This window comes from uncultured Roseovarius sp. (assembly GCF_947489715.1).
Classification (GTDB): domain Bacteria; phylum Pseudomonadota; class Alphaproteobacteria; order Rhodobacterales; family Rhodobacteraceae; genus Roseovarius.
The window spans coordinates 139533-151679 of record NZ_CANLER010000010.1 but is presented as its reverse complement, the minus strand read 5'-3'; the positions used below and the strand labels follow the sequence as shown (position 1 = coordinate 151679).

Sequence of the window (12147 nt, the reverse complement as noted above, 5' to 3'; positions counted from 1 at the left end):
CGCCTGACGAGCATCCTGAACTCTCAGGGAACAACATAGTCGATCAGCGTGATCGTGCTTTTCCAGCTTCCGTTCAGATCATTGTTGAACTCATACACCGTCGCGTTGAGCTCGGGCGACCAGTAGCTGATCGTTTTCCCGCTAAATTCATGTCCATCGCCATCCTGATAGGTAACAATCTGAATGACATCCAGACTGCCCATTGCCGTGTTGATCGTTTTGCGGTCATGCACGATCGCGCGATGCGTCCACGCCTTGTCGCCGTCGGCGTGTTGGCGCGAATAGTCAGCGGTCTTGCCAACCTCCAACGGGAAAAGAGTGCGATATTCTTCCAGAGAAATCGGATGCGATGCGGCATCGCAATAAAGAAGGCAGCCGGGATAAAGCGATCGCTTCTCATCATCCGCGATCTGCAATTCACCGTCCCGCACAACCCCATGCCAGGTACTGTAACCGCGTTCGGTATCAACGATCTGGTAGGTAAGAACAGAGCCGTCCGGTGGCGCATCCGCTGCCTGAGCCATCGCACCGGCAGCAGCCAGAACAACGAACAGAATTTTCCAGGTGGTCGCCATTAAATCACTCGCCAAGACCGTCGATTGACCCTAGCGCCAAGAAAGTTGCGCGTCAAAACCAGGGACCACCCTGAAAACGAGAAAAGGCGCCGCCCCCCAAGAAGCAGCGCCTTGTCCGAAATCGTCGAAGTCGCGCTTATTCTGCGGCTTCCGGGGCATCCGGCGCGTCGCCCTTGGGCTGCTCCTCGGCTGTATTTTCTGCCGGGGCGTCCGCGACTGGCTTGGGGGCTTTGGGTTTGCGGGTGCGCTTGGGTTTCGGCGGTTGCTGGCTTTCGGGTGTTTCCACCAGCCCGCTGTCACCGACCTCGGGCTGTTCCAGCACGTCGGGCTGGGGTGCCTCGGCCGGATCATCGCCGGGGCCGTTCGATTCGCGTTCCTGCCGCTTGGCGCGCTCGCGATCACGTTCCTGCTGACGCTCGCGATTCTCGCGTTCCTGCTGCTCGCGACGGGCATCCTGTTCTTTCTGGGCAACCCCCAAAAGGCGCAGGTAATGTTCGGCATGCTGCTGGAAGTTTTCAGTGGCGACCCGGTCGCCCGACAGTTGCGCATCACGCGCAAGCTGATTGTATTTCTCAATGATTTGCTGGGGGGTGCCGCGCACTTTGCCCTCAGGCCCTGAGCTGTCGAAAACCCGGTTTACGACATTTCCAACCGACCGGTTGTTGCGGTTGGATTTATTCCGCGAACGTGACTTCTGTGATCTCATGTTACTTGCTGTTCAGCCCTATGCTCAAATTGTCCGTTGACCCGACTGGCGCCCCTTGCGCCGATAAAATGAAACCGAATCCGACATGTCTTGGCTTGAAATCAAGCGGGACCGCCTGGGGCATCCTCCGTCTTGATCTGAATACCAATAAGCACGGCGAAACGGATGGCACAAGTAGAAAGCGCTGAATTTAACCGTTTTGTGCGGTTTTGAGCCAGAATCTGGCAGGTTTTTGCAGGTTTACCCGTGCAAAAATCCGCGAACTGCACGGTCACGCCCGCCCATATCCGGCAGAATCTCAACGTCGCTGAAGCCCGCAGCGCGGAAGAAGTCAGCCACCTGCGCGCCCTGGGTCCAGCCGATTTCGACCATCAGACATCCACCGGGTTGCAGGTGATTTGCAGCGCCCGTGGTGATCTCCCGATAGGCGCTCAGACCATCAGCCCCGTCGCTCAGCGCCATTTCCGGATCGAAATCGCGCACTTCGGGGCTCAGCGCCGGCATTTCGACCGCGGCAATATAGGGCGGGTTCGACACGATCAGATCAAACTTTCCGCGAATATTCTGAAACCAATCCGACCGCACCAGATCAAGCCGGTCAGCCACAGCCAGAGCGTTTGCATTGCGGGCAGCAACATCCAGGGCGTCCGGCGACAGGTCTGTGGCGATACCGGTCGCCCCGGGCCATTCAGACAATAAGGTGATGGCCAGAATGCCGCTACCGGTTCCAAGGTCCAAAAGCCGCGTCGCAGCGGGCCGTTGAAGGGCGGCGACGATCAGGCTTTCGGTCTCGGGTCGCGGGTCCAGCACATCCGCCGTCACCTCAAACCGGCGCCCCCAGAATTCCCGCGAACCGGTGATTTTCGAAACCGGCTCACGCGCGATCCGACGATCAATGACGTCATCCAGTCGCGATTTGGCGGCGGCGCAAAGCTGATCTTCAAGGCAAAGCGTCACCCGGTCACGCGGAATATCCAGCGCGAAAGCCAACAGCACCCGCGCATCACGGCCTGCACCCTCAATCCCGGCACCTTCCAGCGCCCTGGTGGCATCGGCCAGCGCCGCGCGGATTTTCACGACATCTCGGCCAGCATCGTGGCCTGCGCATCGGCGGTCAGGGCGTCGATCACCTCATCCAGATCACCAGCCATCACCTGGTCCAGCTTGTAAAGCGTCAGATTGATGCGGTGGTCGGTCATGCGACCTTGCGGGAAATTATAGGTGCGGATGCGCTCAGACCGATCTCCTGACCCGACCTGCGCCGCGCGGTCCGCGCTGCGCTCACTGTCGACCCGCTGCCGTTCCAGATCATAAAGCCGGGTCTTCAGCACCTGCATGGCAATCTCGCGGTTGCGGTGCTGGGACTTCTCGGAACTCGTCACCACGATACCCGATGGAATATGCGTAATGCGCACCGCCGAATCGGTCGTGTTCACATGCTGCCCACCCGCGCCCGAGCTGCGCATCGTGTCGATCCGCAGGTCATTCGCGTCGACATGAATATCCACATCCTCAGCCTCGGGCAGCACCGCCACCGTCGCGGCGCTGGTGTGAATACGTCCGCCCGATTCAGTTTCCGGCACCCGTTGTACCCGGTGCACACCAGACTCGAACTTCAGCCGGGCAAAGACGTTTTCACCCTTCACATGCGCCACGGCTTCCTTGATGCCGCCCAGCTCACTCTGCTGTTCTTCGATCAGCTCGAATTTCCAGCCATGCGCCTCGGCATAACGCTGGTACATGCGCAACAGATCCCCGGCGAAAAGGGCCGCTTCATCGCCGCCAGTGCCGGGGCGAATTTCCACGATTGCGGGCCGCTTGTCGGCCTCGTCCCTGGGCAGAAGCGCCAGTTGCAACGCCTGTTCCATATCGGGCTGGCGCGCTTCCAGCTCGGCCAGTTCATCGGCCGCCAATTCGCGCATTTCGGGGTCGTCCAGCATGGCTTTCGCGGTCTCGACATCGTCCAGAAGCTGGCGATAGGCGCGGATTTCCTCGACCACCGGGCGCAGATCGGAATATTCCTTGCCCAGCTTGGCAATATCGCCCGCACTCTCGGCCATCTGCGCCTCGATAAACTCGAAACGCTGGGTGATCTGCTGAAGGCGGTCCAAAGGTATCATGGCCGACCATGTCCCCCATCCTTGGGGTTTGGTCAAGGGCGCAGAACGTGATATAATTGCGATATGAGATGGTTATGCGTATTCCTGACCGCCGCCAGCCCGGCGCTGGCCGATGTGAAAAACAAGGGCAAGACGATTGACTGCTATTGCACCGATCGTCAGGGCGAACGTGTCGAACTCGGTGATATGACCTGCCTGCAGGTCGATGGGCGCATGTTCATGGCCCAATGCCAGATGTCGCTGAATGTCCCGATGTGGCGCGAGATTTCCGAGGGTTGCCTGTCATCCTCTCTGCGCCAAAGCGTCAAGCCAGCCGTCGATGCGGGCGGCATTGACCCCCAGATCTGAAACCCCGAACCGCGCCCGGCCAAAGATTTCGATCTTGTCACCTGACAGACGAAGGGTCGTGTAATCGGGAAAGCCGATGACGGCAGACCGGGTGACATAGGTGATCATCCCCGCCTCCACCGACCCCGCCAGAACCTGCGTCCGGGCCGTGTCGCGGATGATGGCATGCAGCCGCGCCAGATCGTCTGTCCCCGCCTCAACCACCCGCATCGCACCATTGCCAAGGTCGGTGACCTGCACATCGGCGTGCATCTGATGCCAGCGCGCAACGTCCGTAGGGGCCAGACGCACCCAGGCGATTGCCGCGACCAGACATAGCGCAACGCCCAGCAATATGGTCACGACCCACATCTTCATCTTTCTCCAGACCCTCCTGACCGGCTATCGCCGCGTCCACCCCAAAAGGCAGATCAGCTCCGTCGCCACATGCGCCCCGGCAATGGCGGTGGCCCCGGTGGTGTCGAAGGGCGGTGACACCTCGACCACATCCCCGCCAACCATGTTGATACCGGCGATGTCGCGCAGCATGATCGACGCCTGCGCGCTGGTCAGCCCACCCCAGACCGGGGTGCCCGTGCCGGGTGCATAGGCCGGGTCCAACCCGTCGATGTCAAAGGTCACGTAGGTCGGGTGATCGCCCAGAATGGATTTGATTTTCTGCGCCACCGCCACCGGCCCGGTTTCATGTACCTCGCGCGCGTCGATGATGTTGAAGCCCATCGTGTCGGGATTGTTGGTCCTGATCCCCACCTGAACCGACCGCGCCGGGTCGATCAGGCCCAGTTTCACCGCCTTGTAGAACATCGTGCCGTGGTCGATACGATCCATGTTGTCATCCGCCCAGGTGTCGGAATGGGCATCGAATTGCAGCAATGACAGCGGCCCGAACTTCTCGGCATAGGCCTTGAGGATCGGGAACGAGATATAATGATCCCCGCCCAGACAGATGCTCGCCGCCCCCGCCGCCAGAATGCCCCTGATATGCGCCGTCAGCGCATCCGGAAAATCCGGCACCATAGCATAGTCAAACGCCAGATCGCCGTAATCGACAATGCTCAGCTCGCTCAGCGGATCATACCCCCAGCCATAGGGCGCATCCGGGCTTTGCAGGCTGCTGGCCTCGCGAATGGCGCGCGGTCCCAGCCGGGTTCCTGTGCGGTTGGTCACCGCCTGATCAAACGGGATGCCGGTCACCGCGATATCCACGCCCGACAGATCCTTGGTATAGCGCCGCCGCAGGAACGAGGTCGCGCCCCCAAACGTGTTCTCATTGCTCAGACCACGGGTGTCTTCGCGGGTGAATGCGTGATCCACCTGATTTTTCGCGTCTTCAAGTGCCATGATGATGCCTTTCAGAGTGGCGGGGAGGGTGGGTGGGCGACGCTCTGAAAGGCATCAGGCCACCGGTTGCGCCCGCTCTACCAGCCGGGCAAAGAACGACGCGCCAACAGGCGCCACCGCATCGTTGAAGTCAAAACCCGGATGATGCAGCCCCGCCGCATCCCCCTGGCCCAGAAACAGATAGGCGCCGGGGCGCTCATTCAGCAAATAGGAAAAATCCTCGGCCCCCATCTCGCGGCTGCGGTCTGTCACCACCGGCGCCTCGCCCGCCACATCTCGCGCCACTTCAGCGGCAAACGTCACGCGTCCCGGATCATTCACCGTGGCCGGATAACCCTGATCAATCCGCAGCTCGGCGCTGACACCATAGGATGCCGCTTGACCGTCCACGATCTCGCGCAGCCGCGCCCAGACCATCTGTTGCACATCCTTGTCAAAACTGCGGATCGTGCCGTTGATATAGGCCGTGTCGGGGATGATATTTTCCGCACTGCCGGTATGGATCTGCGTCACCGACACCACCAGTTCGTCCAGCGCATAATGGTTCCGGCTTACGATCGTCTGGATCGCCTGCACCATGCCTGCGGCGGCCACCACCGGATCGCTTGTATCCTGCGGGTAGGCGCCGTGCCCGCCACAGCCCTGAATGTCGATGTGAAACGTGTCCACCGCCGCCATGATCGGCCCCGGACAGGTGAAGAACCCACCCGCCTCGACCCCCGGCAGCGTGTGCAGGGCATAGACCTCGGAAATATCATAACGGTCCAGAATGCCCTCCTCGACCATCACGCGCCCACCGCCCGGCCCCTCTTCGGCGGGCTGAAAGATCAGCGCGACACGGCCCTTGAAATTGCGCGTCTCGGCCAGGTATTTCGCTGCCCCCAACAGCATGGTCGTGTGCCCGTCATGGCCGCAGGCATGCATCGCACCGGGGGTTTCCGACGCCCAGATCGCACCGGTCGCCTCGTCGATCGGCAGCGCATCCATGTCAGCGCGCAACCCGATCGTCGGTCCTTCCCCCTGCCCGTCGATCACCGCCACCACGCCCGAGGTGGCAATTCCGGTCTCGATCTCGGTAATCCCGAATTCGCGCAGCCGCTCGACCACATAAGCCGCCGTCTCATGGCATTCGAACCCCAGTTCGGGATGCGCATGCAGATGCCGCCGCCACGCGGTCATTTCCTCGGCAAATCCGGCAATACGATTGATCACCGCCATGGTCTGGACTCCGCCCCAATTGCTTGTCACGGTCCACTCAACCCGAAAGAGGATGGAACCGCAATGCCAGATGACGCCCTGATCCACGACGCCAGTCAGGCCATGCCCCGCCTGATCGAGATCATGCGTCGCCTGCGCGACCCGCAGAACGGCTGCCCCTGGGATATCGAACAGGATTTCGCCACCATCGCCCCCTACACGATCGAAGAGGCGTACGAGGTCGCCGACGCGATCGAACGCAACGCGTGGGAGGAATTACGCGGCGAGCTGGGCGACCTGCTTTTACAGGTCGTCTTTCACGCCCAGATCGCCGACGACAAGGGCCTTTTCCAGTTCGGGGACGTGGCCAATGCCATCGCCGACAAGATGGTCGACCGACATCCGCATGTCTTCGGCGATGAATCGCGCGACAAATCCGTCGAACAGCAGACCCGCGACTGGGAAACCGTCAAGGCCGCCGAACGCGCGGCCAAGGCGCAGACCGGCACGCTGGACGGTGTCGCCGTGGGCCTGCCCGCCCTTATACGTGCCGTCAAACTGCAAAAACGCGCCGCGCGGGTCGGGTTTGACTGGCCCGATGCGTCGCATGTATTGGACAAGATCACCGAAGAAGCGGCCGAACTGACCGAGGCCGCCAAAAGCCTGCCGCACGAAAAGATCGAGGAGGAATTCGGCGATCTGTTGTTTGTCATGGCCAATCTCGCCCGTCACATGAAGGTCGACCCCGAAGCCGCCCTGCGCGCCGCCAACGCCAAATTCACCCGCCGTTTTGAACGAATCGAGGCCCTTCTGAAGGAACGCGGCAAATCCCCGGATCAGTCCGATCTGGCCGAAATGGACGCGCTCTGGGATCAGGCCAAGCGGGAAGAGCGCGCCTGAGACCCCCGAAAAGAGGCAACCAAGTATCGCAGGGGTTGCATTGTCGCGCAGCTATGCCTTAAATGATTTCAGGTTGGCATCGCTACTTGGCCAATCATAACACTTTGAAAAATTAACGAAACTTAATATAGTCTTAATATCGTACGAGTCGGTTACGCTTTCAGATTGGATAAATAAATGTTCAGGTTGCTTGTTGCACTTTCCTTCCTCCTCCTCCCGCTTTCCGCATCCGCTGCCACCCTCACCAGGACCGGCGCGACCGATGTGAACGTGAGCGGAACGTTCTATAATGTCGAATTTCTGACCGGCACCTGTGCGGCCATTTTCAGCGGCTGCGATGACGCTTCTGATTTCGGACTGGATGCGACGTCGATCTTTGCCGCCGTGTTTGCGCTTGAGACCTTGATCAACAATACACCCGACATTGACGCCGATATCAGCATCACCGGCTGCTCTGAAACCCGCCAGCGGGAAAACTGCCAGATCGTCAACCCGTATGCGGAATTCACCGTGGATGGCCGGGTCAAGACCGCCCGGATCGAGAATTACATCCAAAGCGAGGATGATTCCGACGGGTCCTATTTCTCTTGCTGCGTGCGGGCTGACACCGACCTGTCCAATGACCTCGAAACCTATGCCCGCTGGACGCTCTCCTCAGAGAACCCGCAACCAGCCACGGTCGTGCCACTGCCTGCTTCGGCCTTGCTGATGATCACGGCTTTTGGCGGTTTGATCGGGGGCGCAAGACTGTCCCGGCAGCGCAAAAACACCTGACACACCTGTTTTAAACAGATTTCGTCGTCACCCGCACCAAAGGCGGGTGACCACCCCGGTCTCGTCCAGATCGACGTTCAGCCGATCCGCAAGATGATCCATCGTCATCACCGATCCGGGCGGCACAACACGCACTTTTCGCGCCGCACCCTCGAAATTCTGCGCCTCATAGGCCTGCCCCACATGCTGCTGTACCTTGGCGGCACCACAGGTATCTTCGGGCAACAGCCTGTTGATCGGCTCTGCCTGTTGCGCCACGCAGGCCGGCAAGCCCAGAAGTGCAAGAACAGTAATACGCATCCGCCAAATTCCTTTCCGTTTGCGGCAAAGCCTGAGGAAAATACCCAAGACATGCAAGTTAGGTGACGTGACGGCATTGAAAACCCGCCATGTTTCGCTCAAAGTTCCCCGCAAACAATTGGAGGGACAAACATCATGCGCACAAGAGCGGCAGTTGCCTTGGAAGCGGGCAAACCATTGGAAGTCATGGAAGTGAACCTTGAAGGCCCGAAGGCGGGCGAGGTCTTGGTTGAGATCAAGGCGACGGGCCTGTGCCATACGGATGAATTCACCCGGTCCGGCGACGACCCCGAAGGCATTTTCCCGGCCATTCTGGGCCATGAGGGCGCGGGCGTTGTGATTGAGGTGGGCGAAGGCGTCACCAGCCTGGAAGTGGGTGATCACGTCATCCCGCTCTACACACCCGAGTGTCGCGAATGCGAATACTGTCTGAACCCCAAGACCAACCTTTGCCAATCGATCCGCTCGACGCAAGGTGCCGGCCTGTTGCCGGATGGCTCTACCCGGTTCAGCATGCTCGACGGTACGCCCATCCACCACTATATGGGCTGTTCGACTTTCGCCAACCACACCGTCGTGCCCGAGATTGCGCTGGCCAAGGTCCGCAAGGACGCACCGTTCGACAAGATCTGTTACATCGGCTGCGGCGTCACCACCGGCATCGGCGCGGTGATCAACACCGCCAAGGTCGAGATCGGCTCCAGGGGCATCGTGTTCGGCCTGGGCGGCATTGGGTTGAACGTCATCCAGGGCCTGCGCCTTGCCGGTGCGGACCAGATCGTCGGCGTTGATCTCAATGACGGCAAGGTCGAGATGGCAACCCGTTTCGGCATGACCGATTTCGTCAATCCGTCGAAGGTCGACGGTGATCTGGTGGCGCATCTGGTCGAAGTGACCGGCGGCGGCGCGGATTACACCTTTGATGCCACCGGCAATGTCGGCGTGATGCGCACCGCGCTGGAGGCGGCGCATAAAGGCTGGGGCGAATCGATCATCATCGGCGTGGCCCCTGCCGGGGCCGAGATCTCGACGCGGCCGTTCCAGCTTGTCACCGGACGCAGCTGGCGCGGCACGGCGTTTGGCGGTGCCTCGGGGCGCACGGACGTACCCAAGATCGTCGACTGGTACATGGACGGCAAGATCGAAATCGACCCGATGATCACCCACAAACTGACGCTGGATCAGATCAACGAAGGTTTTGATCTGATGCATGCGGGTAAATCCATCCGCGCCGTCGTGGAATTCTGATCTTTTGACAAATCAGGAGCCTGGCCTGGACCGGGCTCCTGCATCGCACCTGCCTGTAATCAAAGACCCGCAGGTCGATTGTGCCACCGGCAATTCCTAATAGCGTTTCTTGTACCGATACCCGCCATGTTTGCGGTGGTGCTTGTATCTATACGCGTGGTGCCCTTTCCGGGATTTGTATCGGTGATGCCCCCTGGCAGATTTGTACCTGTGGGGCCGGTATGTGCCATGCCCATAATATGTGCGCGAATGGCTTCGGCTCAACGCATGATCACGGCGATCCTTCTGGCCCGATTTCGCGATCACTGTCCCCAGAAGGGCCAGCGCAGCCACCCCTGTGACGATCTTGGCGGTATCGTCACTTGCCTGCGCGGGCGCGGCGGTCAGACCGACACTCCCGATTGCAAGGGCTGAAAGACCGGCGATGAAATGTTTGCGGATCATCTGATAATCCTTTCCCGATTGCTGCCCCGGATGAAGTTCCGGCGCTCATGCCACCGAGGTAATCCGCAACGCGCACCCTCCTACCCCGTCTGGCGCAAACGTGTATGCCGGGCGGCCCGGCATAAATTGGTCGTGATTTCCCGGTGATCCGAACCATCGCAAATGCCAGCAACAGTGCACAATGATCTGTGCAATGGTGTGACTTGCGTCACTCCTCTATTTGCTTACTTCTTGTGGATGAATTCAGATCAAAGGACGCGCAGATGACCGATGACAGCTACACCCCACCCGAAATCTGGACCTGGGAAGAGGAAAACGGCGGCGAATTCGCCTCGACCAACCGGCCCATCGCCGGGGCCACCCATGACAAGGAACTACCTGTCGGCAAACACCCGTTCCAGCTTTATTCGCTGGCCACGCCCAACGGCGTCAAGGTCAACATCATGTTCGAAGAGCTGCTGGCCGCCGGCCACGATGCCGAATACGACGCCTGGCTGATCCGCATCGGCGATGGCGACCAGTTCGGCAGCGGCTTTACCGAGATCAACCCGAACTCGAAAATTCCGGCGCTGGTGGATCGCAGCGGCGACACCCCGGTGCGGGTCTTCGAATCCGGTTCGATCCTGATGCATCTGGCCGAGAAATTCGGCGCCTTCCTGCCCGCTTCGGGGCCTGAACGGACCGAGGTGATCAACTGGCTGATGTGGCAGATGGGCAGCGCGCCTTACCTGGGCGGTGGCTTCGGGCATTTCTATTTCTATGCGCCGCAGCACTGGAAATACCCGATTGACCGTTTCGCGATGGAGGTCAAACGCCAGCTTGACGTGCTGGACCGGCAACTGGCCGACCGGCCCTATATCGCGGGCGAGGATTATTCCATCGCCGACATGGCGATCTGGCCCTGGTACGGCAACCTGACCCTTGGCCGCGCCTATGGTGAGGCCGGTACGTTCCTCGATACGAAAAGCTACAAGCATGTTCTGGCCTGGGCCGAAAAGATCGACGCCCGCCCGGCGGTGCAGCGCGGCCGCATGGTCAACAAAACCAGTGGCGAGCCGCATGAACAGTTACATGAGCGCCATGAAGCCAGCGATTTCGAAACCATGACGCAGGACAAGATCAGCGAAGACGCCTAAAGGCCCGCCAGATAGTGCCCAAGGACGATGGCGGCCAGCCCGGCTGCCATCGTCACCACCACGTTGTTGCTGGCGATCGCCACGGCAAGCGCCACCATTGCCGCCAGCCAGGTCACCATCGGCGCCCCCGCCAGGGACGATGCGACCAGCCCCACCACCAGGCATCCCGGCAGGTCATCCAGAAACGGTTTCAGCCGCGGGTTAACGGCAATGGCCCGGCCTCCGATCAGGCCCGCCAGCCGCACGCCGTAGGACGCAACGGCCAATAATCCGATCAACAACCACTCGGCGCTGCTCATGCGGTTTCCCCCCTATGCGCCCGGCGCATCTGGGCCATCAAGACACCGACAAGACTGCCCAGAACGATGGCATAGGCCGCCCCCATCCCGGCCTGCACCAGCCCCAGCGTGACCACAAATGTGACCGCCCAGGGCAGCACCATGCGCTGCCCCCGCCACATCGCCCGGGCCATGGCGATAAAGGCTGCGGTAAAGGCAAAGCCAAGCCCATAGCCCTCCAGATCGGGGATCGCGCCACCGATCAGCGCCCCGGCACTGGTCGAGGTGACCCAGACCGTTATCATCGTCAGCCCGGACCCGATCAGGAACGGCGCACCGATGGCCGGATCGTGCGCGCGGCGCGCCATGGTCAGCGCCCAGTTTTCATCGCCGGTGATGTGAATCGCCAGCAGTTTCACCCGCAAGGGCACGTCGCGCAGCACCTCCGAAAGCGACGCGATGATCCCCAGATACCGCAGGTTCAGCGCCGCACCCGCCAACACGGCACCCAGCACGAAACCATGACTGCCGAATTGCTCTACTGCCACGATCTGGCTGGACCCGGCATGCACAACGCCGCTCATCAGCGCCACACCCCACCACGGAAACCCGATCTGGGCCGCCAGCACCCCAAAGGCAAACCCATAAAGCGCCGCACCGGCCGCCAGCGGAAGAATGGAAAGAAAACCCTGTTTCATGCCCCGACTGTATGAAATTATCATGATCTCGATAGATCATTCTGCTACAGGCCATGATCGAATAACATCATATTATCGGAGA

16 protein-coding genes are annotated in these 12147 nt (G+C 60.5%); 5 read left to right on the top strand and 11 right to left on the bottom strand.

All coding sequences use genetic code 11. The features are described from left to right. Positions 1–23: 23 nt before the first annotated feature. The 4 genes from Q1B27_RS20895 to prfA all read right to left on the bottom strand — a co-directional run bounded on the left by Q1B27_RS20895 (position 24) and on the right by prfA (position 3401). On the bottom strand, positions 24–575 hold the full coding sequence (locus Q1B27_RS20895) for a hypothetical protein (RefSeq protein ID WP_299850737.1): 552 nt from the start codon (positions 573–575) through the stop codon (positions 24–26). 136 nt (positions 576–711) lie between these two features. Then, positions 712–1281 carry a DUF4167 domain-containing protein gene (locus Q1B27_RS20890; RefSeq protein WP_299850735.1) on the bottom strand — a complete coding sequence of 190 codons (570 nt, stop codon included), beginning with the start codon at positions 1279–1281 and terminating at the stop codon, positions 712–714. 240 nt (positions 1282–1521) lie between these two features. Further along, on the bottom strand, positions 1522–2352 hold the full coding sequence (prmC, locus tag Q1B27_RS20885; RefSeq protein WP_299850776.1) for a peptide chain release factor N(5)-glutamine methyltransferase: 831 nt from the start codon (positions 2350–2352) through the stop codon (positions 1522–1524). A 2-nt stretch (positions 2353–2354) separates the two neighbouring features. Beyond that, positions 2355–3401, bottom strand: a complete 1047-nt coding sequence (gene prfA / locus Q1B27_RS20880) for a peptide chain release factor 1 (protein WP_299850733.1) — start codon at positions 3399–3401, stop codon at positions 2355–2357. 63 nt (positions 3402–3464) lie between these two features. On the opposite strand from prfA, the gene Q1B27_RS20875 reads away from it, so the two are divergent. After that, entirely contained in the window at positions 3465–3749 is a 285-nt protein-coding gene (locus tag Q1B27_RS20875; RefSeq protein WP_299850731.1) for a hypothetical protein, read from the top strand. Here the strand turns inward: Q1B27_RS20875 and Q1B27_RS20870 are convergent. The 3 genes from Q1B27_RS20870 to Q1B27_RS20860 are packed head-to-tail and all read right to left on the bottom strand — an operon-like array spanning position 3684 to position 6308. Then, positions 3684–4106: a DUF1499 domain-containing protein gene (locus Q1B27_RS20870; protein ID WP_299850729.1), complete on the bottom strand. Its 423-nt coding sequence runs from the start codon at positions 4104–4106 to the stop codon at positions 3684–3686. The two genes, Q1B27_RS20875 and Q1B27_RS20870, sit on opposite strands and share 66 nt — an antisense overlap. A gap of 24 nt (positions 4107–4130) precedes the next feature. Next, positions 4131–5090 carry an agmatinase gene (speB, locus tag Q1B27_RS20865; protein ID WP_299850727.1) on the bottom strand — a complete coding sequence of 320 codons (960 nt, stop codon included), beginning with the start codon at positions 5088–5090 and terminating at the stop codon, positions 4131–4133. A gap of 54 nt (positions 5091–5144) precedes the next feature. Further along, positions 5145–6308 (bottom strand): M20 aminoacylase family protein, encoded by a 1164-nt coding sequence (locus Q1B27_RS20860; protein WP_299850725.1) that lies wholly within the window; start codon positions 6306–6308, stop codon positions 5145–5147. A 63-nt stretch (positions 6309–6371) separates the two neighbouring features. Here Q1B27_RS20860 and mazG point away from each other — a divergent pair, with 63 nt between their 5' ends. Together mazG and Q1B27_RS20850 are read left to right on the top strand one after the other, a co-directional pair. Further along, a complete protein-coding gene (gene mazG / locus Q1B27_RS20855; protein WP_299850723.1) occupies positions 6372–7187 on the top strand; it encodes a nucleoside triphosphate pyrophosphohydrolase in 816 nt (271 codons plus the stop codon). Between the two features lie 177 nt (positions 7188–7364). Beyond that, complete coding sequence (locus Q1B27_RS20850) at positions 7365–7961, top strand: VPLPA-CTERM sorting domain-containing protein (protein ID WP_299850721.1); 597 nt, start codon at positions 7365–7367, stop codon at positions 7959–7961. 27 nt (positions 7962–7988) lie between these two features. Here Q1B27_RS20850 and Q1B27_RS20845 read toward each other — a convergent pair whose 3' ends face one another. After that, positions 7989–8261 (bottom strand): I78 family peptidase inhibitor, encoded by a 273-nt coding sequence (locus Q1B27_RS20845; RefSeq protein ID WP_299850719.1) that lies wholly within the window; start codon positions 8259–8261, stop codon positions 7989–7991. A gap of 135 nt (positions 8262–8396) precedes the next feature. Between Q1B27_RS20845 and Q1B27_RS20840 the strand changes: the two genes are divergently transcribed. Continuing rightward, positions 8397–9509: an S-(hydroxymethyl)glutathione dehydrogenase/class III alcohol dehydrogenase gene (locus Q1B27_RS20840; RefSeq protein WP_299850716.1), complete on the top strand. Its 1113-nt coding sequence runs from the start codon at positions 8397–8399 to the stop codon at positions 9507–9509. Positions 9510–9605: 96 nt separating this feature from the next. On the opposite strand, the gene Q1B27_RS20835 is transcribed toward Q1B27_RS20840, so the two are convergent. Next, complete coding sequence (locus Q1B27_RS20835) at positions 9606–9953, bottom strand: hypothetical protein (RefSeq protein WP_299850714.1); 348 nt, start codon at positions 9951–9953, stop codon at positions 9606–9608. Between the two features lie 263 nt (positions 9954–10216). Between Q1B27_RS20835 and yghU the strand changes: the two genes are divergently transcribed. Next, positions 10217–11089 (top strand): glutathione-dependent disulfide-bond oxidoreductase, encoded by an 873-nt coding sequence (gene yghU / locus Q1B27_RS20830; protein WP_299850712.1) that lies wholly within the window; start codon positions 10217–10219, stop codon positions 11087–11089. Here yghU and Q1B27_RS20825 read toward each other — a convergent pair. Together Q1B27_RS20825 and Q1B27_RS20820 are read right to left on the bottom strand one after the other, a co-directional pair. Next, positions 11086–11388 carry an AzlD domain-containing protein gene (locus Q1B27_RS20825; protein ID WP_299850710.1) on the bottom strand — a complete coding sequence of 101 codons (303 nt, stop codon included), beginning with the start codon at positions 11386–11388 and terminating at the stop codon, positions 11086–11088. The genes yghU and Q1B27_RS20825 overlap by 4 nt on opposite strands. Beyond that, complete coding sequence (locus Q1B27_RS20820; RefSeq protein WP_299850708.1) at positions 11385–12065, bottom strand: AzlC family ABC transporter permease; 681 nt, start codon at positions 12063–12065, stop codon at positions 11385–11387. The genes Q1B27_RS20825 and Q1B27_RS20820 overlap by 4 nt, the downstream gene beginning before the upstream one ends. Positions 12066–12147 lie beyond the last annotated feature (82 nt).